Here is a 23,958-nt window from a genome sequence, read left to right on the forward strand (position 1 = left end):
TCAATGGTTTTATCTTTGGACTGTACAATGAAAAATTTAGAGCCACAGCTAGGGCAATTATAGTATTTTATGTCTGAGAAGTAAGATAGGAATATCTTAATATAAAAAGGTCTCTTTACTCTATCGCAGTGCAAGTTCCCACAGCTAGGACATTTGTTAACAGATGTCTTTCTTAAAAAATAGAACAAAAGAAAGAAAGCCTGTAAAGCCAGTATTGCCAATACTGACAATACAAGCGGATTGTTCAATAAGCTTGTCATAATTTATCGTGTGTGTTAATGGTTTGGAAAATGAATTCAACGTTCAAATCCCAAGTAAAAAAGTTTAAATATAAATGGTTAGTTATACAAAAATAAAATATAATAAATTAACTTATGATATCTTTATAGTAGTTTTTAAGGATATTAAAAATTACAAACTAGACGCAAATTTGTCTAAAAATCAAAGGTTTATACTCAACTTATCTTAAGTTAATTATTACCTTTTCATAATTGTACTTCTGCTAATTTCAATATTTTTTTTAAAATTACAATATCGAAATGCTTAAATTTTGGCTTTTAAGCCTTAAAATGACCAAAAATTTATTAGCTGGTATCTTTTTTCAATAATTAGATTTATGATATATTAATATATCTTGAATATATATTAATATATTAGTGTTAATTGAACACGATTTTACGTAGAAGTTTTTAGTAGAAAGATTAAAGGACAAAAATAACCCGATAAATTGTATATCAGGTTAAGAAATTAATAAGAATAAATACTTAGTTGGGTGAGGGTAGAAAAATGCTGACAGGAGAAGATATAAAATGCCTTATTCTTTAAAACAATAATTTAACTTTTCTAAGAAATCAATAATATTATTCTAAATGAAATTCGAAAGATTCTTTAGTGATATTTTCAGATGAATAAACTGCTGTAATAGTCGAAGCTAAAAAGTTTGTTAAAAAATTAATAGCGACATCATTGTCGGCAGGAAGTTCCAGAAAAAAATTAACATTGCTTTCAGTAGGCTTTTTCCAGCCGATTTCATTTAGTTTATTTAATTGGTCGTTCGACAGCTTACTTGCTTGAGGTAAATATTGATTGGACACAGCCTCACAAAACACATCTTCTGCACCTTTTGAACTAGCAGCTTGAATATAATAATCTTTAGTAATGTTGATTACAAAGTAATTGCTATCGCCTCCTTCTTTAAGTATTTTATTAATGGCTGTTTTGATAAGTGATTGATTCATGCGGATGGTTTTTTTGCAAAGGTAAAGCGAATACAATAAAAAACGTCAAAGATTTTTCTTTCCTAGAAAACCTTTGACGTTTTTTATTGATAACAAATTTATCCGCTAATTTTTAGGTTTGTTTTTAGCATCTATAATAGCACCTGTACCAGCACCCACGCCAGCACCAATAACTCCACCGATTAATGCACCTTTCAAAGGCTTATTATTTCTAGAAATAACAGCACCTGACACAGCACCCACACCCGCACCAATCAATGCTCCTTTAACAGCACCACTCATTTTTTTCTTTTTCACAACTGTTGAAGAACTAGTAGTACTCACGCTCTCAGTGGTAGTTTTTTGTCCTCCTGCTGAAACCTTGCTTGATACGCTTTTTGTGCTTTTTAATTCAGTCACATATTTTATAGAATCAATGCTTGCTTGTTTAGCGGCCTGAATTTTCATAGAATCAATAGCCATTTGCTTAGCTAGTTTAAGCGCCTCCACATTTTGTATCGAATCGATAGCCATTTGTTTGGCTTGCTCTATTTCTGTTTTAGAGGTTGAATTACACGAAACCATCATAAATAAAGCAGATAGAATAATTAGTACCTTTTTCATAAATATAAATTGTTTGATTTTAATATACTAAAACCCTTGAAAAAAGTGTTCCATTTAGATTAATGCTCAACTGTGGAAAAAAATCTACACTAAAATGGAGAAATCCCACAAAGCAGTATTAGATTTTTAATAAGGTACATTTAACAAATTGTATACAGCTAAATGAATATTTGTTTGACCAACAGTGAGGAAGAATTGAAAGAATGATTGAGAGAATAGCGAGGAGATTAAAACTTATTATCATAAAAGTATCGTTATCTAATTGTAAACTTAACACACCAGATAAATTTTTTATTTATTCCATTTTTGATTAAAAGAATAATTATCATAAATTTAAAAATAAACATTTTAATTTATGAATAAGCGTATACATTCAATTGACTTTATGAGAGGTTTAGTAATGGTAATTATGGCGTTAGATCACGTTAGGGATTTAATGCACGTAGATGCTATTACTCAGAACCCAACAGATTTGGTGACAACTACTCCGTTGCTGTTTTTTACTCGATTTATCACTCATTTTTGTGCTCCCACCTTTGTTTTTTTATCTGGCACTTCGGTGTATATTTCTCTTAAGAACAAAGAAAATATTGGACAAACCCAATGGTTTTTACTTAGCCGAGGGCTATGGTTAATATTATTGGAATACACTATCGTAAACTTTGGAATTTGGTTTGATGTCAATTTTGGAATTATATTATCACAAGTAATTGCAGCCATTGGTTTTGGGTTTGTATTGTTAGCTATTTTAGTGAGGCTACCAGCCAAGGTACTTGGGATATTAGGCTTATTGATTATACTAACGCATGATTTAATAACGCCACTGCCTTCCGCTATCCAAAATCCTGATTTAAAGTTTGTTGCCACTTATCTTTTTGCGTTAAATGCATTTCCATTGATGCCAGATTTTACCTTTGTGGTTTCATATCCAATTATTCCTTGGTTTGGAATTATGCTAGTGGGCTATGCAGCAGGACTTATTTTTGATTTTCCTCTCCAAAAAAGGAAAAGAACTTTATTGGTAATAGGCGCATCAATGCTTGTAATTTTTGCGGTAGTGAGATACAGCAATTTATATGGAGATTTGAGCAAATGGTCAGTACAGAAAAATCCTACCTATACTTTCCTATCGTTTATCAATGTAAGCAAATACCCTCCTTCATTTTTATACACCTTTCTTACGTTGGGGGTAATGATAGTGGTGCTTTCTTATGTTGGGGGACTAAAGGGTAAGTTTGTGAAAATTATTTCAGTTTATGGTAAAGTACCTTTGTTTTACTACCTCATTCACTGGTATCTAATCCATGGGTTGATGATAGCTTTGTTATTTATACAAGGTTTTACGTGGGAAGAGTTGAATTTTGCAACCTTCACTTTTGGAAGACCAACAGGAAAATCGGGACTTGATTTATCAGGCATTTATTTGGTATGGATAAGTGTAGTTATTGTAATGTATCCTCTTTGTGAATGGTACGGCAATTACAAAATGGATAATTCAGACAAGAAGTGGCTTCGTTATTTATAAAAATTATAAGGGATAAAATCATCATGATTTTATCCCTTATAGTTTAATGTTTAATTTGTCGAATTATCCTTGTTTTTTATCCTTTTGGCATCTTTCAGGCTTTTGTTCAACATCCATTCAATTTGCCCATTCACGCTTCTGAATTCATCTGCCGCCCATTTTTCAATGGCTTTCATCATTTCAGCATCTATTCGCAAGGCAAAAGATTTTTTTTCAGCCATAACTTATTGATTTAAAGTGCCTGTATTAATTACAGGCTTGGTTTCGCTGTCGCCACATAACACCACCATCAAATTACTTACCATCGTAGCTTTCTTATCTTCATCAAAAGTAATGATATTTTTAGCACTTAATAAGGTTAACGCACTTTCTACCATACCAACAGCCCCTTCTACAATTTTATGACGTGCCGCCACGACAGCAGAAGCTTGTTGACGTCTTAACATTGAATGTGCAATTTCAGGAGCATAAGCTAAATAGGCAATTCTAGCCTCTATTACTTTGATACCTGCAATTTCTAATCTCTCCGTTACTTCGTTTTCAAGGGCATTATTGATGTCATCAAAGTTGGTACTCAACGTTATTGTTGCCATTTCGTCCTCAAAATGATCGTAAGGGAAAGAGCCTGCTAATTTTCTAACAGCCGAATCTGTTTGAATTTTAATAAAGCTAGTATAGTTATCGACATCAAAAATAGCTTTAAAGGTGTCTTCTACCTTCCACACTAAAATAACACTTATTAGAATGGGATTACCCATTTTATCATTCACTTTTACCTTGTCGCTTTCAAAGTTTCGAGCTTTCATGGACAAACTTGTACGAGCATAAAAGGGGTTAATCCAAAATAAACCATTTTGCTTAATTGTTCCTTTATAATTACCAAACAGCAAAAGTACCTTAGCAGTGTTCGGACTAATAATAATAAAACCTTTTGCTATCAATAAAAGTAAAATACAAGCCAGAGTAGCATCGAATGGATGTTTGTAAACAATTCCGAAAATCAAGAACCCAAAACTTAATAATAAAACAAAAAGGGCAACGTATCCATTAAATGGATTAATATTTTTTTCAGTGTTCATAGAAGTAATTATTTTGATATTAAAATGATATCACAATAATAGTATAATTTTTATTTACAAATGGTTGTTATCGTATTAAATATCAAGAAAATAGTATGAGTGGTTGATAGCATAGATTAATGTAGGGATACAAAAAAACCTTCAAGATTCTTGAAGGTTTTTAATGAATTTTTTTGATTTATTTGTAATCAAAATCTTCGACAACACAGTTTCTGACCCATGACTACTTATTTACTTAACCAAATATTTCGAACTTACCCAGCCTTCTATATCATTTAGCCCATGAACGGTGTCTAATACTTCTACAAAACTCCACGTTCCTTCACGTTTCAATACAGTTACTTTTGTATTGGTAGGTAGCATATCTGTAATGGTTTCAAACTGTGTTCCTGCTCCTTTCCGTATATTTACATTAGTACTCGTCTTATACAAATCCAAAGTAGCATCTTTACGGCCCATTGCTTTGGATTTAAAGCTTGCCATTGGAAAAGCGGGACCTGGGTCGCTTTTTCTAAAAGGAGCAATGTCTTCATGACCTATTACATCTTTTAACTGATAAGTTTTTACTAGCAAAGTCGCAACATCTATTGCTACTGACAATTGTTTTTCTGAATATTCTTGCCATCCATTTTCAGACGTTTCATTTTTATGCTTGGCAATAATTACATCATCGTCAGCTACAGTGGTTTTATCTACGGGACAAACCCATTTACCTCCTTGTTTGGCTAACTTACCACCGTTTACCAACTCGATGCCTATTGAATAACTATTTAGTCCGTTCAAGCCATTCCATTGACTTACACCAGCATGCCAAGTGATGATATTAAAAGGGGCAAACTGCGTAATCGTACCGTCTCTATCAATCACCAAATGAGCAGAAGCCTTGGCTGTAGGATTCAGAAACCAAGCAATAGAGCCCGAAGCTTTAGTAGCTGCGGTATAATGCATCACCAAATAAGAAGGAGTGTATTTTCCTGCTTTGTTAGGAGTAGGACGATAGCTTACCTGCTTACCATCATCAGTATAAAGTAAATGACTTAGAATTTTCATAATCGTGCCAGTTTTGAGAAAAGGGTTTTTAAATAATTATTGATTTAGGAAGGTATTATAAGATGTTTGTCATTGATTATCAATGATTTAATTTTGAGTAAAACTATATATTTATCGTAATCAGGTCAAATAAAATAGAGATTTTTGCTCCTAATTTTTATTAAGCGGTAGTTCTGTATCCTCCCTTGCAAAATTTGATACGGGTATGTAGAACTGTTGAGAAGAAATAATTAGGAAAATAGGAGAGGGGAGAAAAAAAACAGCTTGATGAATCGTATGACACAAATTCATCAAGCTGTTAAGTCGTAAATGTAAAATGAACGATGTTAACGTATATCCATATTTTGAACCGCAGCGATGAAAAGCTATTAACTCATCACTCTCAGTTTTTACTTAATTCAATATATAACGTTCAATGACCTCAGCCACTCCATTATCATTGTTCGATGCTACAATCACATCAGCTTTATGGCGAATCTCAGGCGTTACATTATCAACCCACACACCTAGTCCAGCGTATTCAATCATTGATAAATCATTGTTAGCATTACCCACCGCTATGATTTCATCAGCATGAATATTCAGTCTTTCAGCCAATCTTGCTAAACTAGCGGCCTTGTCGATACCTTTCTGCATGATTTCTAAGAAAAAAGGCTTAGAAGTCGTGATACTTTTATGATTAATTTGGGCTTTTAATTTTGTACCTACACTCGCCAAGTATTCAGGTTCTTCAAGCATAAGGCATTTTACAGAAGGAGCGGTGATAGCCTCCTTAAAATTGGCTACTTTACGCAGGGGCATTCCAGTAAGGCGAGCTTCTAAGTCGATATATTCCGATTCTGATTCCGTAATAATTGCCCCATCGTGATATGCTAAAATGTGTACATTATTTTCCACACTAAAGTCATATAGCTCATGAATATGCTCGGTACTAATGCTTTGCTCGAATAATACTTCATTATTCGTCATATCTGTAATCACCCCACCATTATAAGACAATATATAAGAACCATAGGTATCTAAAGATAAATCTTTGGCATAAGTTGTCATCGCAGGAGTGGGTCTGCCAGAAGCTAAAACCACATAAACACCCTTTTCTTGGGCTTTTAGAATCATCTCTTTATTCTTATCAGAAATCAGATGTTCATCAGAAAGTAGGGTGTCGTCCATATCTAACACCAGCATTTTATATTTCATTTGTAAGGATTTTTCTGCAAATTACAACGCAAGTACTTATGAGCTTACATTATCTAAAAAAGTTTATATAGTTTCCTGACATTAAGTAATATGCAAGAAACACTGGCATTCAATTTTAGTGTTTAATAGTTATCAATAAGTTATATCAAGTAATGAGTTAAAGTGATTAATCACTAAATCACTCATTCGCTAACTCACTCAATTATTTTAAACAAACATGAAAAACTCAATTTATCTATTTTTGATTGGTACAATACTATTTACATCATGTGGCAATAATGCTGAAGTACAAGCCCTCAAACAAGAAAATGCTGTGCTATCTGAACAGTTAAAAGCGATGAAAGCGAACGGTTTTGCCAATGCTCCCAAGTATATCTTAAAGATTCGGTTGAAGCAATCCCATTTTTCGCTAAGTATCAAGAAGCACATCAAAGATGCTGTCAATGCAGTAGAGTTTGAATTGCCCGTAGATAAAGAGTTTTTTGATTCTGTTTCTGAAGGTACAGAACTAGTGGATAAATTTAGATTTGGCTCATTTGTTTTATATGGTAGCTTTGGTGATTGGGAAATGACTGTGAAGGAGAAAGAAGTTAGGGAAGTAAAACCTTAGGTTTTATATTTTCCTCCATAAAACTCATTACATTTTGTTACATTGTATGTAAAAACAACGAAATTTGCCTTCAAATTTAAAAATCCCTGATGCGCAAATATTCTATTATTATTCCTGTTTATAATCGTCCTTATGAAGTAGAGGAGTTACTCCAGTGTTTGGTTAAGCAAACATATACTCATTTTGAAGTAGTGATTGTTGAAGATGGTTCGGTTACTAAATGTGAGGAGGTTGTAAAAACGTTTAAAGAAAAGCTAGATATTCATTATTATTACCAACAAAATACTGGACAAGGCTTTGCTCGGAATACTGGTTTTAGTAAAGCCACAGGCGAATATTTTATCATTCTGGATTCAGATGCATTGATTGAAAATGATTACTTATCAATCGTTGAAAACCAATTAAATACTGAATATTTAGATCTCTATGGTGGACCCGACCGTGACCATCCGAATTTTACGCCCATTCAAAAAGCCATTAGTTATTCTATGACTTCTATTTTTACTACCGGAGGAATCCGTGGAAGTAAAAAGAATTTAGGAGGTACTTTTCATCCACGAAGTTTTAACATGGGACTTTCGAGAGAGGTCTATGAAAAAACAAAAGGCTTTATCATCACCCGAATGGGTGAAGATATCGAGTTTAGTATCAGGGCTATTTCGCTAGGCTTTAAGTCTGGTCTGATTTCAGAGGCTTTTATATATCATAAACGAAGAACCAGTTTTGTTCAATTCTACCGTCAGCTTAGATTTTTCGGTAAAGCCCGCATCAATATCAGCCGATATTTCCCTAAAGAATTAAAACTAGTACATACTTTCCCGATGGCTTTTACACTGGGTTGCTTCTCGATACCATTGTGGTATTTTATTTTTACGCCTTTCTTTTACTTAGGAGTCATAATTTTAGGCATTTATATATTGCTTAACTTTCTTGATTCAACGATTAAGAATAAAAGTATTGAAGTAGGCTTACTTAGTATTATTGCCGTATTTGTACAGCTAATAGGCTATGGAGTAGGTTTTATGAGCGAAGGTTGGAAAAAACTCTTTGAAGATAAAGGCTTTAAACAAACAGGCGAACAAATAGAGTATCCCTCATAAGAAAGATTTGTGAATGATGTTTTATATTTTACATAGACTATCAAATAAAAATTCCAAGTTGAATTTTCAACTTGGAATTTTTATTTATTGTTAACTCATTGCTCATAGCTCAAAACTGATAGCTAACAGCTACTAATAATATTGCTCGATAGCTAAATAATTTTGAACATAATCATTCACGCCCTCTTCTAATGTTGTAAAGTTTTTATCATATCCTATTGATTGAAGTTTCGACATATTTGCTTCTGTAAAATATTGATATTTATCTCTAATATCTTCAGGAGTATCTATAAATGAAATATTTTCAGGAACATCCAAGGCTTTGAATGTATTTTTAACCAAATCTAAGAAAGTACGTGCATTGCCAGAGCCAAGGTTATAAACGCCAGAATTACGACGATGGTGCATCAAATAAATACATACTTCTACAACGTCTTTTACATATACAAAATCGCGCATTTGCTCTCCATCCTTATAGTTTTCATTATGCGATTTGAATAATTTCATCATACCAGTATTTTTAATCTGGTTGAAGGTATGCCAAATAACAGAAGCCATGCGACCTTTATGAAATTCATTTGGTCCATACACATTGAAGAACTTCAACCCAGCCCAAAAGAATGGTTGTTCTTCCTGTTTTAAAGCCCAAATGTCAAAATCATTCTTAGATTCTCCATAAGGATTCAAAGGCTTTAATTGAGGAATTAAAGACTCATTGTCATCATAACCTAATTCACCTAATCCATAAGTAGCTGCTGATGAGGCATATACTAAAGGGATTTGATAGTCATGACATTTCTTCCAGATTTTCTTTGAGTAGTTTAAATTCAATTTGTTGAAAATATCAACATTGAATTCAGTAGTATCTGTTCTCGCACCGATGTGAAAACAAAACTCAACTTCCTGATAATTTGCGTCTAGCCATTCAAAAAAGTGTTCTCTGTCCACTCTTTCTTGAATTTTTTTACCATCAAGATTTTTATTTTTCTGTTCATCAGAAAAATCATCAACGGCGATGATATAATTGAAATTATCTTGATTCAAACGCTGAATCAGGCAACTTCCAATAAATCCTGCGGCACCCGTAACAATAATCATAGAGTAGCAATTATAATAATTGTATTTATACGTGTTAGGTAAATTTAAAAAACTATCAAAATTAAAATTAAGTTTCCATTTAAACTATACACAGATTTTGGAAAAAATATAATCTTTCCAAGATTTGTGTGAGTTTTTTACTTTTATAATTAAGTTCTTTACTGAATTTGTTCAAAAACGATAAGTAAAAATGCTTAATATTAGAAATTGAATTTATTCAGGAAAGCGGGATATTCGCACAATTAATTTTTTTGAGAATAAATTCATCGTAATTTTGCGGACTATTCATATTTATAGGTATCTATTGCTATTGTTTTCCCAAGGATACCTTCACTTGTAAACACTGAAAACAATGGTTTATGTAAGTCGTAAAGAGTATTTTAATGCAGCACACAGGTTGTACAACCTGAGCTGGTCTGAGGAAAAGAATCGTGAAGTTTTTGGTCCTTGTGCTAATGTAAACTGGCACGGTCATAATTTTGAATTGATTGTTACCGTAAAAGGCAAACCCGACCTTGATACTGGTTTTGTAATTGATTTAAAGGTGTTAGGAGATATCATCAAACAAGAAGTCATAGAGAAAGTTGATCATAAAAATCTTAATCTTGATGTAGATTTTATGCAAGGCAAAATGGCAAGTTGTGAAATTTTTGTCATGGAGATTTGGAAAATATTAGCCCCTAAAATTTTAGAAGCTTCGTCTACTGCTAAATTGTATAGCTTAAAATTGTACGAAACTCAAAAGAATTTTGTAGAATATTTTGGTGAAGAATAACGCTTATTTTGAATGTCGGATTTAAAGATGTAGGTATTAATAGCATACCAAAAATATTCAGGAATCCGAAATCTGCAATCCAAAATCAAATGAAATATTATATCATCGCTGGTGAACGTTCGGGAGATTTACACGGCTCGAATTTGATTAAAGGTATTCGTAAACATGACAATGATGCTGAAATCCGAGCTTGGGGAGGTGATATGATGCAGGCCGCTGGGGCAGAAATTGTAAAACATTACAAAGACCTTGCCTTTATGGGATTTTTCGAGGTCGTAAAAAATCTTCCTACGATTATTGGCTTCTTTAATTTTTGTAAAAAAGATATTATAGCTTTTCAGCCCGATGTGGTTATCTTGATTGATTACGCAGGTTTTAATATGCGTGTTGCCAAATTTGCTAAATTAAAAGGCATCAAGACATTCTATTATATTTCGCCAAAGGTATGGGCTTGGAATCAGTCGCGCGCCTTGAACCTGAAAAAGTATGTAGATAAATTATTCGTCATTTTCCCTTTTGAAAAAGACTTTTTCAAAAAGTATGATTATGATGTGGATTATGTAGGAAACCCGTTGTTTGATGCCATTGCCGACTTTCAGCCTGCGAAAGATTTTAGAAAAGAAGCACGACTAGGACAGAAACCTATCATCGCTTTGTTGCCAGGCAGTAGAAAGCAAGAGATTGAAGGAATGTTATCGGTAATGCTTACACAAGTATATTTATTCCCTGATTATCAATTTGTTATTGGTGCGGTGTCTAATTTACCTAAAGAGTTGTATGCTCGTTGGCAATCTATTTTTCCTGTAAAAATTGTCGTTGATGATGCCTATAATCTGTTATCAGTAGCTGATGCCGCTTTGGTTACTTCTGGCACTGCAACGCTTGAAACCGCTTTGTTTAATATTCCCCAAGTAGTTTGTTATCGTGGCGGTTGGGCAGCCTATCAGGTATATAAACGAGTGATTAGGGTACCATTTGTTTCGTTAGTAAATTTAATTGCAGGACGAAAAGTAGTGACGGAATTACTTCAATATGATTTGACCAAAGAAAACCTACAGGCTGAATTGACAAAAATAACGGTTAATAAAGAAAGCCGAGAAGAACAATTAAAAGGTTATGAAGAAATTAGAAATTTACTCGGCACCAAAGGAGCTTCTGAAAAAGCAGGTGCTTTGATGGTAAATTATTTAAAACAACCGCAAGAGTTATAATAAAAAGGCTTCACTTGGTGAAGCCTTTTTTGTTAATATTTTAAGTAATTACCTATCCAGCTTTTTTTATACCCACCAATCTTATCAAAAAACAAAGCAATTTGCTTTAAATCGGCATGGGAGTCAGCCGTTGTATAAAAAGGCTCGCTGATAACAATTGCTTTGATGGAATAATCAAAACCAATCATTACAATGGGTATGTCAGCGTTTTTAGCGATAAAGTAAAAGCCCATTTTTAATTTATCAACATCTTTTCTCGTTCCCTCAGGCGCAATCACAAGGTGTAATTCTTCTTTTGAATTATATAAAGTAGTAACAGCTTTCACGACCTGATTATTGCTTGAACGATCTACGGGATAGCCACCCAGCCAATAAAACATCCAGCCAAATGGCCCTTCAAATAATTCTTTTTTCCCAAGAAAACCCATTTTTACACCAATAGCAGCTCTAGCACCAATTCCCACAGGGAAATCGACTGATTTTGCGTGTGGAGCTACAATCAAAATACTTTTTTTGATATATTTTGGAAATTCGCCAACAAGTTTCCAACCTGCTAACTTGAAAAGGAATTTGAATAAAAAATTAAACATTTTAATGAGAATTGAAAATTAAGTTTTGTGTAACAGACTTTCGTTTTTCTTACTGAAATTAACTGATTCAATATCGATAGTCAATTATTTAGCAGAAAAATCAATTTGCATAAATGGGTATGGCGTGAAACAAAGGATAAAGATAAGTAATGATAGCCACCCTAATAAATGTCGTTTGAAATCTAAAGGTTCATCTATTTCTACTTCTGGATGATATATCCCCAAAAATCTGCCTAGTAAAAACAAAAAAGGAAAGAAACCTGAAAATCCTTGAATGCTTGCCAAAGACGGAATATAACTCAATATAAATTGTGCAACGATAACGCTTAAGCTTAATACCCATGAGGTAAGTTGGTTTTCTGAGATTCTTGAAAAACAAATTCTCAAAAATAATACATATCCCAACAGCCATGTAAAGAAATCAGATTCAGATTTATAGTATCCTGTTGTCCCTATATTTTTAATGTCGGCAATGGTAAACATTCCATATCCAGCAAAAAAAGCAAACCCAATAAAAATAATCGGAGAGATAATATTAAATTTCTTTTTGCCTATTAACCCGTAAAGAATATGCCCGCCGTCTAATTGACCAATTGGGAATAAATTGAGGGCTGTAAAAAACAATGCTAAATATCCTGCCCAAATCAACGGATAGTGCATGATTTCAAAATTGGGAGGTAAAAGAGCAGGGTCTGCTACGTAGTTTTTAAAGAATTTGAATAATAGATTATCCCCCAATACTAATTGGTTATTCATAAATTTAGGGATTTTCATTACCTCTGTAGGATAATTTCTCCCAAACTGTTGATAATCAGGATGTACAGTGAAAATATGTTCAAAGGGAGGCAAATGAGTAAACCCATAATATAACACGCCTAAGGCAACAACAAAACCCGCTAAAGGGCCAGCAATGCCAATATCGAAATATTGTTTTCTTGAACGTGTTTTCCCAGTGATGCGAATGACAGCTCCCAATGTTCCAATACCTATGTCCGTTAGAACACTCAACCACATTGGAATATAATAGGGGAGGGAAGTTTTGATATTATAATACCTTGCCGTAAAATAATGTCCAAATTCGTGGCAAGTGAGGAATGCTAAAAATGGAATAGAGAATTGAAAGCCTTGCCAAAAGTCTTCAGGAAAATGTAGAAGATAAGGTTCGGGAAAAAAGAAAAAAGCCTTGGCAGTCATTGCTTCTGCACCTGCCAAGGTTGTTGTTATTAAAGTAACGATGAAAAGAACCGCTTGGATAATCTCTGTTTTATACTTCATTTGAAAATAAATCTAAAATCGTAAATTCTTGAGGAACAATTTGCTTTGTTTGAATCCCTATCGCAGCCGCTCCTTCTAAGTTTACTAACAGGTCATCCAAGAATAAGGTTTCAGAAGCTATCAGATTAGCATGACTTAACACCGCTTCGTAGATGTCCACTTCAGGTTTTAGCTTTTCCATTTCATACGAAAGAAAAACATGGTGAAAAATATCACTAAAACGCTTGATGCCTGTAGCGCGCTCTAAAATTCTTTCTACTTCCAAAAAATGAATATTGCTGGTATTAGAAAGAATATAAATTTGATATTTTGTCGCTAATTTTTTGAGGAGTTCAATCCTTGCAGGGTCAATATCCATCAATAATGCACAAAATGCCTTATCAATATCTTCGTCACTGGCCGTGATTTTTAACTCTTCTCTAATTTCTGCCCTGAATTCAGCATCGCTTAGATGTCCTTTTTCGTATCTAGACCAAATTTGCTTTTCTTTCAAAATTCTTTCACTTTCTTTCCAGTTTACATTTTCTGAAATCTCTGTAAAAGCCTTAAATGTTCTTTCAAAGTCAATATCTATGATTACGTTTCCTAAGTCGAAGATGATATTTTTCACTGATTATATACACCCATGTTGCCAAATTTCTCAATTCTTTGATTGATTCTTTCGGCAGGGCTAATGTTTTGAAGTTCAGAAATCGTTTTAAGTATCACGTCTTTTACAGTTTGACTGATTGTCGGATAGTCAAGATGTGCACCGCCTAATGGTTCTGGAATAATGCCATCTACTAAACCATTATTCAACATATCCGTAGCCGTTGGTTTCAATGCTTCGGCTGCTTGCTCTTTAAAATTCCATGTTCTCCATAAAATAGTTGAACAGTTTTCTGGAGAAATTACAGAATACCATGAGTTTTCGAGCATCAACACTCTATCACCAATCGCAATCCCTAAAGCCCCACCAGAAGCACCTTCGCCAATGATGATACAGATGACAGGTACCTTTAGCATAAACATATCACGAATGTTTCTAGCAATGGCTTCTCCTTGTCCGCGTTCTTCTGCCTCTAAGCCGGGAAATGCACCAGGTGTATCAATCAAAGTAACGATTGGTTTGCCGAATTTCTCTGCCATTTTCATTAAGCGTAACGCTTTACGATAGCCCTCTGGGTTTGGCATTCCAAAATTACGTAATTGGCGTTGCTTAGTATTTTTCCCTTTTTGCTGACCAATGAACATAATTGTTTGGTCTCCAATTTTACCAAAACCACCCACCATCGCTTTATCATCACCTACATTTCTATCTCCGAAAATCTCGATAAACTCATCACAGATATTTTCGATATAGTCTAACGTATAAGGGCGTTCAGGATGACGAGAAAGTTGAACTCTTTGCCAGCGAGTTAGATTAGTAAATGTTTCTCTTTTTAGCTCTTCGATGTTGGCTTCCAACTGTGAGGCCGCTAAAGACACATCTACATTATTATCAATTGCCAATTTTTTCATTTCAGCTAACTTAGCTTCAAGCTCGGCAATAGGTTTTTCAAAATCTAGTAAAGTACGCATATTTAGTTTTTTACGGTTATTAAATTATCCGTTGACTATTTTAGAAAGGTAAAATTCAGCGAATAAAACTGAAGTTTTAAAAATATTCACGCAAAATTAGACAAATATCAACCTAAAAGAAAAGACTGACCAAATTTTTGAGATTTGACCAGCCTTTTAATCTATTATAAAATATATTCTTGTCCCATTTCTGGAATTTCAATATTTGAATATCCTTCGTCTTCAAGCAAAGTCTTGAAAGTATTCATACTATCTTCTTCTCCATGAATTAAAAATACTTTTTTAAGCTTTTTAGGAGATTGTTTCTTGACAAAATTTACTAAATCCTGTTGGTCTCCATGACCCGAGAAAATATCAATTTTTTCAACATTTGCTAAAACTTGATATTCTACATCTTTGATTTTCAGCGACTTCTGTCCGTTCATCAAGCGCCATCCCAATGTTCCTTCAGATGAATAGCCTACCAACAGAATAGTACAATATACATTGTTGATATTGGCAGCAATGTGTTGTTCTACTCGCCCTCCAGAAATCATTCCCGAAGCTGAAATAATAATACAAGGCTCAGCATAATTAGAAATAGCCTTACTTGATTTTTCGCTTTGAATATATTGTAAATTTTCAAAATCAAATAAAGAATCATTTTCCTCATAAAAATCTCTGGCTTGTTTATTCAGCTGTTTGATATTTTTTTGATAAACCTTGGTAGAGGCATACGCTAAAGGGCTATCACTGAATACTTTAATAGGCGTAAATCCTTTCTCAGAATATAGTCTATTCAACGTATAAAGCAATGCTTGCGTTCTACCGATAGAAAAAGCAGGAATGATTAATCTGCCCGGAATATCAATACAAGTACGCTGGATAATTTCAGCTAAGGCTTCTTCGGGTGTTTTTTTGTCTTCATGTAATCTCCCCCCATAAGTAGTTTCGCATAATAAGTAATCAACCTCTGGAATTTCAGTAGAAGGGTCTATATGCAGAGGATAGTCTTTTCTGCCGATATCACCAGAAAAACAGATACTTTTCGTCTCACCATTTTCTTGTACTTCAATAATAATATGAGCCGCACCCAATAAATGCCCAGCAGGAATAAACGTTACCCAAGCATTATCGGCGATTCTGAATCGTCTGTGAAATTGAAGTGTAACAAAGTTACTCATGGCATCTTCAACGTCTTTCTGTAAATATAAATCGCCCTTGATGAGCAACCTATCCATCTTCTTTTTCTTCTTTTTGCTATCTCCTTCTGCTTGTTTTACTTTTTTTAAGTTCAGATTGGCTGCATCATACAACAAAAGGCTTGTCAAATCGGCGGTTGAAGAAGTACAAAGTACTTGCCCTTCATAACCTTCACGATACAACATGGGGATATTTCCAGAATGGTCTATATGTGCGTGTGTAAGAAGAACTAAATTTATTTGCGAGGCCTCGAATGGAAAAAATGCTTTATTACTTACTGGTTGTGAATAATCAACTTCGCGACCCATATTTCTTCCACAATCAATCAGAATCTTAAATTCATCATCTAGTTCAAGTAAATACATACTACCCGTCACCTGCCTCGTAGCTCCCCAAAAAGTTAATTTCATTCTATGTATTTTATGTTTTAAATCCTAGTTGGTAATTAGTGTAATTCACAAAGATACCAAAAAGAGCTTCAATTCAAATAGGTGAATTTCCTGAAAAATAGAAAATATCCAGAAAGTATTTGTCTGTCTGGACTTTATCCCCCAAAATTTTGCGTGATTCTGCTGAAAGGACTATTCTGTGATTTATAAGGATTTTTACTTAATCTGATTGCACAGCCCATCACTTTATAATTCTTATTGAGCAAATTAGCACGGTGCCCAGGCGAATCCATCCATTCATTTACAATATTAGTCGCCAACTCTTTATAAGTTTGCATGGTTAATGTTTTTTCTGTTTTACAATCAATGTATTGAAAATCACCTCCCTTTCTTTTAGGTTCAATAAGACAAAACATATCGTCTTTCGATTGAATAATATCAAACTCGGCAATATTTTCAGCCATTTGTGAAAACTCACTAGTTTTATTCATGATTCTTTTGGCAAAAGTTCTGTTGCTTCTGCTAGAAGGGTCTTCGTGGCTATAAAAATTCTTATTAATCATTGCTTCTGAATGTTCAGATGCTACTTGATGTAGTACAGAAGAATGAGAAAAGAGTGGGAGATGATATTTCTTTCGCTGTAAATTACTTATATGAAATAGCGTAGCATCAAGTAATTCTTCATTGGGATTTCTAGCATCAATGGGTTGATTGACTGTTGCTGAGCTTAAGAAATCATTTGGATTGACTTCATAAAGAGAAGATTCTGTTTGAAAAGAAGTGCTTACAACACAGAATAATATTAAAAATAGATACTTCATACGTTTTTTTATTTATAAAACGTATGAAGTATCTACTATAGTTTATTTAGCAAAATCTGTAGCTAATTTATTTAATGTTGCGTCAGTAACTTTTCCAGAAGTGATTACGGTACGATAGCGAAAAGTAACAGATTGTTTCGGTGCCAACGTATAGTTCAACTCTTTCTTTTCTTTACTGAAAACTTTCTCTCCTAATGGATTTGCCGCAAAAAGACCATAGCCACGTGCATGCCAAAATGTAGGATAGTTTACATTTTTAGGGTGGTCGATGATGGCAATAGAAATATCTTCATCTTTGATTTTACCAGCTAAATTTGTCCACTTACCTCTAGTACTCCAAACGTTCTCGCCTTCAATTCCTTCACTGCTTCTATAATTACCCGTAATGCCTGTGTTATCCAATTTATCCACTTTCGTTTCAATACCACTTGCATCTACAAAAACATCAGGTTTGTCAGAAGGGTGTTCTAATTCACGCGCAACTCTGATGGCAAAAAAGCCATCTTTTACATCTTTAAAAACAACTTCTTGGTCTTGAGCAGTCAATGTTGTAATTCTGTCAATAATGCGTTGGTTACCTTTTGCATGAAAAACATAGGTTGTTTTTTCTTTCAAAAGCGTAGCACCCTTTCCATCTGTATCAATCCAGTCGGCTGTTACAGATAAATTTGCTTTGCCCGCTCCGCCTTTGCTTGATACAATACCAGTATGCTTAATAGTCCCATATTTCGAACGGTCTTTAATAGCGGTAGAATTGTTCCAGAAATCAAATCCATTGACAGATTCATAATTAAGCCACATCCCTACATGGTGTGGATGGTCAACTCTTTCTCCGGGACGGGTAGCAAAAGGATATCCACGCGTAATAGTAGTTCCTTTTGAAGTAAGGATTGGGAACAATACGGGTTTTTTTAGAATGGCATCGCTTGGATAGAAGTAAGCTGTAAAAGGTTTATCGTCCACTAATACATCTACTTTGTTTTCATTTTCTTTAACAACAAGTTTGATTTGATCTTTTTTTTGTTGAGCCATTGCGAAATTATAGCCAAATAAAAGTGTACAAAGCAATAAAAAGTTTTTTTTCATTAGTATTTTGTTTGAGATTTTTACCATTAAAATTGTGTTTACATATTCAAAGCATAAAAGTCATTTTTTATACTTGTCAACCTTTAAATTTCCTGTTTTTTCATGGCCAGATTCAGCCAATACAATACACCGATAAATATAATAATTTCGAAAAAGTATTCCATTGTAAAGCGTATCTCAGAGAAATCCTTGAATTGAAGAAATGGTTTACCAATTCTAAACCATAACGAAGGCTGGAAAGAAGCAATGAATTGTATCAGGAAAGTAATGACGATAAATCTTTTACGATTAAAAAAGTTAAAGCCAAAAATCAAGGGCATAGAATAGATGAAAACATAATTGGCATACGAGCCGATTTGTATGACCATCATTAATCCAAAAAGAATTATCCAAATTTTAGGAATATATTCCTGAATGGTTAATTTCCTGCTTAGATAAGTCTGCCACAGGGCAAATACTAGGATGACAAAAAGACCAATCCAGTTGATTATCTTGATATTATCACTTAGGTTAAGATGCCAAATGAAAGGATTTGCAATAGACCAAGCATTGGGAGCCATAGGCTCTTGAGCCAAACGGATAGGCATCAAGAATGAATTACCACCATAATACAATAAGAAAATAAGCACAGGTAAGCCTATTACTAAATTACCAAGAAAGAATTTGACTTTGTCTCTTACTTTAAAAAATATCAGCGGAATAAATAACACAAAAAAAGCTTTAGTGCATAATAAGCCAAGCCCCGTGACAATACCTAATATGAAATCTGTTTTTTGTTTTTTCCAACAATAAATGATCAAACAAGCAAAGCCCCACATCCAAATATCTTCTTGTCCGCCAATGACACAAAAAATAAAAGGACCAGGGAGTAATAAATAAATTAATGTTTTGAATAAATCGGTAGATTGGTTTTTGGAAGAGAAAGTAATCACGGTAATCCAAAGAGCAAGGAGTTCAATAATTATCATCAAGAGCGTGACGGCTTCGGGACAATCCCAAAGGAAAAGCAATAAGGCCGTGATATAAGGAAATAATGGCGAATATAATGACTCGAAGTCACGGTATACTAATTTTAATTCAAGGGCTTCTTGGGCTGATTTCCAAAAAATAATGACATCCGACTGTGGCTTGAAATCTAAGATAACATAAACAATTATAAAGGGGATAATCCTAAATAAGATAGATAGTATTAAAAAAGAATTAACTCTTTTTAATTTATCAAAGATTTTTTCTAAATCTTGTTGATATCTAAAAGCAAGTAATGCTATAAAACATAATCCTGATGAAATTAAAATTTTAAAATAAATCGTTCCGTAGGTTGTCATATCTATCATATTATCTATGAAATTTAGAGAGCTAGTTGCATAACTAACCCAGATGATTGAATAGAATTTAATAGCTAGTGGTGGTATAGCCTAGTATAACATGTACGAGAAGATGTAAAACTAAACGTTGAATACAGTATATAATGCATCAAAATGCTTTTATGAAGAGTGGTTAGGTAGCCTTGGAGAAACCCCTTTAAAATAAAGAGGATTGGTTTGTTTGGCTTAAAGTTAGTGTTGTTTTATTGATATTTAAAATTTTATTTTTTTTAAGCATTAATTAAATGCTATTGGGATTTTAATTAACTAAAAAATACATGATATGAAAAGAAGACAAAATTATATTTTTTCAAGATAGCTTTTGAAACCAAGTGTTTAGCCTTATTTTTGAATTCTAAATTGGTTGTGTAGTTGTTTTTATTAGTTTTTAGTTGTTGATTTACCCAAATTTTATCACAGCAAATCACTATTTTAGCTAATGGCTATTTAACCATTTACCAAAAACAGTAAATTTTCCTATAATAATAAAAATGGCAGAAATCATAACCATGCCCAAAATGAGCGACACCATGACAGAAGGTGTTGTTGCAGAATGGCTCAAAAAAGTTGGTGACCCTTTAAAGCCAGGTGACGGCTTGATTGCAGAAATCGAAACAGATAAAGCTACAATGGAGCTTGATTTGGACGAAAGAATGGATTTGAGCAATTTTAAAGATTGCCGAATTTTATACATCGGTTTAGAGAAAGGTAAAGCCGTACCCGTGGATAGCATCATTGCTATTATTGGTGAAAACGGTGAAGCCTACGAACAGCTTTTATCTGGTGGTACTCCTGCCAAAGCTGATGCCCCATCTGATGCTCCTGCTACTCCAGAAGAACCAGCTCCTGCTAAACCTGAAGAGAATGCACCAGCTGTAGATACTTCTAATATCAAAGCTGAAGTAATTGGCATGCCGAAAATGTCGGATACCATGATGGAAGGTACTTTGGTGGCTTGGCTTAAAAAAGTAGGAGATACAATCAAAGCCGGCGATGCTCTTTTGGCGGAAGTGGAAACTGATAAAGCTACCATGGAATTTGATTTAGATAATTTTATTGATGTTACAAAATACAATCCTTGTACATTATTGTATATCGGTCTTGAAGAAGGAAAAACTGTAAATGTTGATGACGTTATTGCTATAATTGGGGAACCAGGTGCTGATTACCAAGCATTATTGAATGGTGGAAAAGCGGCTCCTGCTCCTGCAACTACTACTGCTGCTCCAGCTGCTAATAATACGCCAGCGCCAGAAGCTAAAGTAGAAGAGTCTGCTCCTGTAGCTGATGCGGATGGAAGAGTGAAGGCTTCACCATTGGCAAAAGCTTTAGCGAAAGATAAAGGTATTAACATTGCTCAGGTAAAAGGTTCTGGTGAAAACGGAAGAGTCGTAAAAGCAGACGTTGATAATTTTGTTCCTGCCGCTGCTGCTCCTAAACCTGCTGAGGCACCTGCTAAAGCGTCAGGAAAACCTGCCGTAGCAGCACCAGTAATTACAGCTGAAGAAAGCTACGAAGAATTCCCATTGAATCAGATGCGTAAAACGATTGCTCGTCGTTTATCTGAATCTAAGTTCTCGGCGCCCGAATTCTATTTAACCATGGAAATCAACATGGATAAAGCGATGACTGCCAGAGTATCGATGAATGAAATTTCTCCAGTGAAAATTTCATTTAATGATATGGTGATGAAAGCTGCTGCTGTAGCGTTAACAAAACATCCAAAAGTGAATTCTTATTGGTTAGGTGATAAAATCAGAATCAATCACCATGTACACATCGGGATGGCTGTAGCTGTTGAAGATGGTTTATTAGTACCAGTAATTCGTTTTGCTAACACTAAATCACTTTCTCAGATTTCTGCGGAGGCGAAAGATTTAGGTGGTAAAGCTAAAAACAAACAATTACAACCAAAAGACTGGGAAGGTAATACTTTCACAGTAAGTAACTTGGGGATGTTTGGTATTGATGAGTTTACATCAATCATTAACCAACCTGAATCATGTATTTTGGCAGTAGGTGGTATTAAAGAAACTGTTGCTGTTAAAAACGGACAATTTTATGCGACTAACATCATGAAAGTAACCCTTACTTGTGACCACCGTACAGTGGATGGTGCAACAGGTGCTGCTTTCTTGCAGACTTTCAAACAATTATTGGAAGATCCAATCAAATTGTTAGTATAGTCTCGGATATAGATTAACAAAAAAGCTTGCAGATTTATCTGCAAGCTTTTTTGTTAATTAGTATTTTTAAAATTTCAACATCGTATAAAAATATTCTTTATCCGCCGTTGGAATAGTGACTAAAGGCTTGTTTTTATAGATTGGATTAGTAGTTTCCCATGCATCAGGCGTGATATGGATTTCTTGATAAACGCCATCAACGTTTGCCCTCAACCATACTTCAGTAGGCTCTATTCCTTCAGAACGCCAGCACATAGCCTCTAACTTTTTCGGACCTACTTTGGTTCTGCAAGGTAAGACGTTGGGAGAATCAGCCCATTCTACGGCTTTGTGTTTTACCCAATTTTTGTGGTCATAACTTTGTTCTGTTTCCCAATATTGTGGAACCATTTCAAGGTATGAGTCTGCTCCGCCGTTAGTCATTAACATTTTGATGGCTGCAAAAAAACCTATATAGGTGTCATGGGCTTTGTTATCTACAAAGGAATTTTTATCCCATTCATGCAAATCTACATTGTTCATATAGTTGATGCTAACAATGTCAAAAGCATAGCGTCGTCCTGCCATTGCTCCTCTATGTGCTAGGATGGCATCTTCTACTACATTTCCATTGGCTAATTTAACGTAAGGGTTTAAACCGATAGGACCTTTGTCCGCAATCACTTTCGTGAGCATCTTGTTGCGTCTGTTATTGAGCTTGTATCTGCAATACCACGATTGCCACTCTAATAAAGTACCCGCTCTTGCTAAGAAATGTTCCGTATTTCTATTATTGCCATATTTATTGATGACAACCGTATTTCCATTGCCTAAATCATAAGTTTTACCCTGTTGCGTAAATTCATGGGAATAAAACGATATTTCATTACTGGGGATAATATTAGGATAATCGATAGGTCGTTTGTTAATGACTCCTTTTGATGGAATAGAAATAGGAGTGGTAGACGCTAGCCAATCCTCAGAAAATTTTGCTTTACTATTGGTGTAATTACCATCGGCATCGGGATAGTAAAGCGTCATTTTTTCGCCATTTTCTCGGTCGTGAATATAACCAAGCGTATTAATAGGCCCGCCATAGTCTGATGAAACATCCCCAGTGGTACTTTCAGCCATGCCAATTAGCACAGCCCTATGAAGCTTATCGCCATAGTCGGCAGTACCATCTTCTATATCAACAGCCACTAATCCTCTATGCGATTTACCATTGATATTATCTCCCCATCCCATGGTAGCATCTAGGGAAGTAGAGCGACCAAAATCATAAGCACCTTCCATGCCTTTGCTAGATAGTTTTTCTCCACCAGATAAGCTCCCTTCAAAAAATCTGTGCTGATAGGGGATAGTACTGATAAAATCTTGAAAGCGTTTTCCTACAAAAGGGTCAATATCATTATTCCATGGCTTTCCCCGTTCTAAATCAATTTGCCAGATATAGTCAAGACCTCTTTTGCCATACCCACTATAAAATTCTGGTACAATAGTAGCATTACCCATTAAGCCTACTTCCCAAGGATTAATATGATTATCAGTAAAAGGCTTTCCCCAGAAATTCCACCAAACCCCCCACTTGGGTCTTATGTATCCCTGTGCATTTGTATAAGTAGGTATCGTGAATTTACCAATTAATTGTAAAGGAAGGTCATTTACTTTGGTTTGTATGGCAATTTCTTTGGCTACATTACTAATTGATTGGGGCGTATTTGTAATTGTTTTGGTAGGTAGTTGCTGTATTTTTTTCACAGTACTCACTTTATGCTCAGTGTGCTGTCCACAAGAAATAAAAGATGTTAAGGTAAATAGGATGAGTGTTTTTTTCATTTTATAAAGCATTATTAATACTTGCAACAAGAGTTGAATAGTTGACCAATTTGCAACTATAACGAAAAAAGTATTTGTTAATGCAATAATCTGTTACTTTTTGTTAAAATATCATTTAATCCTTTTTTTATTTCTAATGCTGAAGTCTTAATTCAACGTTTAGAATAATAAAAAATGTAAAAGCCATTAATAATTTGATTA

22 protein-coding genes are annotated in these 23,958 nt (G+C 34.3%); 6 read left to right on the forward strand and 16 right to left on the reverse strand.

Annotated features, from left to right (window positions below; all coding sequences use genetic code 11):
• Window positions 1-860: 860 nt before the first annotated feature.
• Complete coding sequence (locus AC07N0_RS15425; RefSeq protein WP_494589874.1) at window positions 861-1,238, reverse strand: TY-Chap domain-containing protein; 378 nt, start codon at window positions 1,236-1,238, stop codon at window positions 861-863.
• Between the two features lie 105 nt (window positions 1,239-1,343).
• Window positions 1,344-1,841, reverse strand: a complete 498-nt coding sequence (locus AC07N0_RS15430; RefSeq protein WP_492799455.1) for a YMGG-like glycine zipper-containing protein — start codon at window positions 1,839-1,841, stop codon at window positions 1,344-1,346.
• A 355-nt stretch (window positions 1,842-2,196) separates the two neighbouring features.
• Between AC07N0_RS15430 and AC07N0_RS15435 the strand changes: the two genes are divergently transcribed.
• Entirely contained in the window at window positions 2,197-3,366 is a 1,170-nt protein-coding gene (locus AC07N0_RS15435; RefSeq protein ID WP_494589875.1) for an acetyltransferase domain-containing protein, read from the forward strand.
• Between the two features lie 50 nt (window positions 3,367-3,416).
• On the opposite strand, the gene AC07N0_RS15440 is transcribed toward AC07N0_RS15435, so the two are convergent.
• From AC07N0_RS15440 to AC07N0_RS15455, 4 genes are all read right to left on the reverse strand, one after another.
• Complete coding sequence (locus AC07N0_RS15440) at window positions 3,417-3,587, reverse strand: type II toxin-antitoxin system antitoxin (protein ID WP_323252891.1); 171 nt, start codon at window positions 3,585-3,587, stop codon at window positions 3,417-3,419.
• A gap of 3 nt (window positions 3,588-3,590) precedes the next feature.
• The gene (locus tag AC07N0_RS15445) at window positions 3,591-4,445 is read right to left on the reverse strand and encodes an SPFH domain-containing protein (protein ID WP_494589876.1); all 855 of its coding nucleotides are present in this window, start codon (window positions 4,443-4,445) and stop codon (window positions 3,591-3,593) included.
• Window positions 4,446-4,676: 231 nt separating this feature from the next.
• A complete protein-coding gene (locus tag AC07N0_RS15450) occupies window positions 4,677-5,495 on the reverse strand; it encodes an N-acetylmuramoyl-L-alanine amidase (protein ID WP_494589877.1) in 819 nt (272 codons plus the stop codon).
• A 393-nt stretch (window positions 5,496-5,888) separates the two neighbouring features.
• Window positions 5,889-6,692 (reverse strand): Cof-type HAD-IIB family hydrolase, encoded by an 804-nt coding sequence (locus tag AC07N0_RS15455; protein ID WP_494589879.1) that lies wholly within the window; start codon window positions 6,690-6,692, stop codon window positions 5,889-5,891.
• Window positions 6,693-6,909: 217 nt separating this feature from the next.
• Here AC07N0_RS15455 and AC07N0_RS15460 point away from each other — a divergent pair, with 217 nt between their 5' ends.
• On the forward strand, window positions 6,910-7,302 hold the full coding sequence (locus AC07N0_RS15460; protein WP_494589880.1) for a hypothetical protein: 393 nt from the start codon (window positions 6,910-6,912) through the stop codon (window positions 7,300-7,302).
• 89 nt (window positions 7,303-7,391) lie between these two features.
• Window positions 7,392-8,402 carry a glycosyltransferase family 2 protein gene (locus AC07N0_RS15465; protein WP_494589881.1) on the forward strand — a complete coding sequence of 337 codons (1,011 nt, stop codon included), beginning with the start codon at window positions 7,392-7,394 and terminating at the stop codon, window positions 8,400-8,402.
• A 132-nt stretch (window positions 8,403-8,534) separates the two neighbouring features.
• Here the strand turns inward: AC07N0_RS15465 and rfaD are convergent, their stop codons facing one another.
• Window positions 8,535-9,500 (reverse strand): ADP-glyceromanno-heptose 6-epimerase, encoded by a 966-nt coding sequence (gene rfaD, locus AC07N0_RS15470; protein WP_492799448.1) that lies wholly within the window; start codon window positions 9,498-9,500, stop codon window positions 8,535-8,537.
• 352 nt (window positions 9,501-9,852) lie between these two features.
• Here rfaD and AC07N0_RS15475 point away from each other — a divergent pair, with 352 nt between their 5' ends.
• A complete protein-coding gene (locus tag AC07N0_RS15475; RefSeq protein ID WP_492799447.1) occupies window positions 9,853-10,275 on the forward strand; it encodes a 6-pyruvoyl trahydropterin synthase family protein in 423 nt (140 codons plus the stop codon).
• A gap of 89 nt (window positions 10,276-10,364) precedes the next feature.
• The gene (gene lpxB, locus AC07N0_RS15480; RefSeq protein WP_494589883.1) at window positions 10,365-11,486 is read left to right on the forward strand and encodes a lipid-A-disaccharide synthase; all 1,122 of its coding nucleotides are present in this window, start codon (window positions 10,365-10,367) and stop codon (window positions 11,484-11,486) included.
• Between the two features lie 32 nt (window positions 11,487-11,518).
• Here lpxB and AC07N0_RS15485 read toward each other — a convergent pair whose 3' ends face one another.
• The 8 genes from AC07N0_RS15485 to AC07N0_RS15520 all read right to left on the reverse strand — a co-directional run bounded on the left by AC07N0_RS15485 (window position 11,519) and on the right by AC07N0_RS15520 (window position 19,723).
• On the reverse strand, window positions 11,519-12,076 hold the full coding sequence (locus AC07N0_RS15485; RefSeq protein WP_494589884.1) for a 1-acyl-sn-glycerol-3-phosphate acyltransferase: 558 nt from the start codon (window positions 12,074-12,076) through the stop codon (window positions 11,519-11,521).
• Window positions 12,077-12,160: 84 nt separating this feature from the next.
• On the reverse strand, window positions 12,161-13,351 hold the full coding sequence (locus tag AC07N0_RS15490; protein ID WP_494589885.1) for a site-2 protease family protein: 1,191 nt from the start codon (window positions 13,349-13,351) through the stop codon (window positions 12,161-12,163).
• Window positions 13,341-13,961, reverse strand: coding sequence for an HAD family hydrolase (locus AC07N0_RS15495; protein ID WP_494589886.1), 621 nt, complete (start codon window positions 13,959-13,961; stop codon window positions 13,341-13,343). Before AC07N0_RS15495 ends, AC07N0_RS15490 begins: the two co-directional genes overlap by 11 nt.
• Window positions 13,958-14,911, reverse strand: coding sequence for an acetyl-CoA carboxylase carboxyltransferase subunit alpha (locus AC07N0_RS15500; RefSeq protein ID WP_492799442.1), 954 nt, complete (start codon window positions 14,909-14,911; stop codon window positions 13,958-13,960). Before AC07N0_RS15500 ends, AC07N0_RS15495 begins: the two co-directional genes overlap by 4 nt.
• Window positions 14,912-15,075: 164 nt before the next feature.
• A complete protein-coding gene (locus AC07N0_RS15505) occupies window positions 15,076-16,503 on the reverse strand; it encodes an MBL fold metallo-hydrolase RNA specificity domain-containing protein (RefSeq protein ID WP_492799441.1) in 1,428 nt (475 codons plus the stop codon).
• A 134-nt stretch (window positions 16,504-16,637) separates the two neighbouring features.
• Window positions 16,638-17,303, reverse strand: a complete 666-nt coding sequence (locus AC07N0_RS15510) for a CAP domain-containing protein (protein WP_494589888.1) — start codon at window positions 17,301-17,303, stop codon at window positions 16,638-16,640.
• A 42-nt stretch (window positions 17,304-17,345) separates the two neighbouring features.
• Window positions 17,346-18,389 (reverse strand): DUF6807 domain-containing protein, encoded by a 1,044-nt coding sequence (locus AC07N0_RS15515; protein ID WP_494589889.1) that lies wholly within the window; start codon window positions 18,387-18,389, stop codon window positions 17,346-17,348.
• Window positions 18,390-18,472: 83 nt separating this feature from the next.
• Window positions 18,473-19,723 (reverse strand): hypothetical protein, encoded by a 1,251-nt coding sequence (locus tag AC07N0_RS15520; RefSeq protein WP_494589890.1) that lies wholly within the window; start codon window positions 19,721-19,723, stop codon window positions 18,473-18,475.
• A 521-nt stretch (window positions 19,724-20,244) separates the two neighbouring features.
• On the opposite strand from AC07N0_RS15520, the gene AC07N0_RS15525 reads away from it, so the two are divergent.
• Window positions 20,245-21,939 carry a dihydrolipoamide acetyltransferase family protein gene (locus AC07N0_RS15525; RefSeq protein ID WP_494589891.1) on the forward strand — a complete coding sequence of 565 codons (1,695 nt, stop codon included), beginning with the start codon at window positions 20,245-20,247 and terminating at the stop codon, window positions 21,937-21,939.
• A 66-nt stretch (window positions 21,940-22,005) separates the two neighbouring features.
• On the opposite strand, the gene AC07N0_RS15530 is transcribed toward AC07N0_RS15525, so the two are convergent.
• On the reverse strand, window positions 22,006-23,757 hold the full coding sequence (locus tag AC07N0_RS15530) for a hypothetical protein (RefSeq protein WP_494589892.1): 1,752 nt from the start codon (window positions 23,755-23,757) through the stop codon (window positions 22,006-22,008).
• Between the last annotated feature and the right edge of the window lie 201 nt (window positions 23,758-23,958).

The organism is Arcicella sp. GW821-FHT09D11 (assembly GCF_059416265.1).

What these genes read in the sequence shown, in the direction of transcription:
- AC07N0_RS15425 (WP_494589874.1), bottom strand. Translation starts at nt 1,238, where the DNA reads ATGAATCAATCACTTATCAAAACAGCCATTAATAAAATACTTAAAGAA.
- AC07N0_RS15430 (WP_492799455.1), bottom strand. Translation starts at nt 1,841, where the DNA reads ATGAAAAAGGTACTAATTATTCTATCTGCTTTATTTATGATGGTTTCG.
- AC07N0_RS15435 (WP_494589875.1), top strand. Translation starts at nt 2,197, where the DNA reads ATGAATAAGCGTATACATTCAATTGACTTTATGAGAGGTTTAGTAATG.
- AC07N0_RS15440 (WP_323252891.1), bottom strand. Translation starts at nt 3,587, where the DNA reads ATGGCTGAAAAAAAATCTTTTGCCTTGCGAATAGATGCTGAAATGATG.
- AC07N0_RS15445 (WP_494589876.1), bottom strand. Translation starts at nt 4,445, where the DNA reads ATGAACACTGAAAAAAATATTAATCCATTTAATGGATACGTTGCCCTT.
- AC07N0_RS15450 (WP_494589877.1), bottom strand. Translation starts at nt 5,495, where the DNA reads ATGAAAATTCTAAGTCATTTACTTTATACTGATGATGGTAAGCAGGTA.
- AC07N0_RS15455 (WP_494589879.1), bottom strand. Translation starts at nt 6,692, where the DNA reads ATGAAATATAAAATGCTGGTGTTAGATATGGACGACACCCTACTTTCT.
- AC07N0_RS15460 (WP_494589880.1), top strand. Translation starts at nt 6,910, where the DNA reads ATGAAAAACTCAATTTATCTATTTTTGATTGGTACAATACTATTTACA.
- AC07N0_RS15465 (WP_494589881.1), top strand. Translation starts at nt 7,392, where the DNA reads ATGCGCAAATATTCTATTATTATTCCTGTTTATAATCGTCCTTATGAA.
- rfaD (WP_492799448.1), bottom strand. Translation starts at nt 9,500, where the DNA reads ATGATTATTGTTACGGGTGCCGCAGGATTTATTGGAAGTTGCCTGATT.
- AC07N0_RS15475 (WP_492799447.1), top strand. Translation starts at nt 9,853, where the DNA reads ATGGTTTATGTAAGTCGTAAAGAGTATTTTAATGCAGCACACAGGTTG.
- lpxB (WP_494589883.1), top strand. Translation starts at nt 10,365, where the DNA reads ATGAAATATTATATCATCGCTGGTGAACGTTCGGGAGATTTACACGGC.
- AC07N0_RS15485 (WP_494589884.1), bottom strand. Translation starts at nt 12,076, where the DNA reads ATGTTTAATTTTTTATTCAAATTCCTTTTCAAGTTAGCAGGTTGGAAA.
- AC07N0_RS15490 (WP_494589885.1), bottom strand. Translation starts at nt 13,351, where the DNA reads ATGAAGTATAAAACAGAGATTATCCAAGCGGTTCTTTTCATCGTTACT.
- AC07N0_RS15500 (WP_492799442.1), bottom strand. Translation starts at nt 14,911, where the DNA reads ATGCGTACTTTACTAGATTTTGAAAAACCTATTGCCGAGCTTGAAGCT.
- AC07N0_RS15505 (WP_492799441.1), bottom strand. Translation starts at nt 16,503, where the DNA reads ATGAAATTAACTTTTTGGGGAGCTACGAGGCAGGTGACGGGTAGTATG.
- AC07N0_RS15510 (WP_494589888.1), bottom strand. Translation starts at nt 17,303, where the DNA reads ATGAAGTATCTATTTTTAATATTATTCTGTGTTGTAAGCACTTCTTTT.
- AC07N0_RS15515 (WP_494589889.1), bottom strand. Translation starts at nt 18,389, where the DNA reads ATGAAAAAAAACTTTTTATTGCTTTGTACACTTTTATTTGGCTATAAT.
- AC07N0_RS15520 (WP_494589890.1), bottom strand. Translation starts at nt 19,723, where the DNA reads ATGATAGATATGACAACCTACGGAACGATTTATTTTAAAATTTTAATT.
- AC07N0_RS15525 (WP_494589891.1), top strand. Translation starts at nt 20,245, where the DNA reads ATGGCAGAAATCATAACCATGCCCAAAATGAGCGACACCATGACAGAA.
- AC07N0_RS15530 (WP_494589892.1), bottom strand. Translation starts at nt 23,757, where the DNA reads ATGAAAAAAACACTCATCCTATTTACCTTAACATCTTTTATTTCTTGT.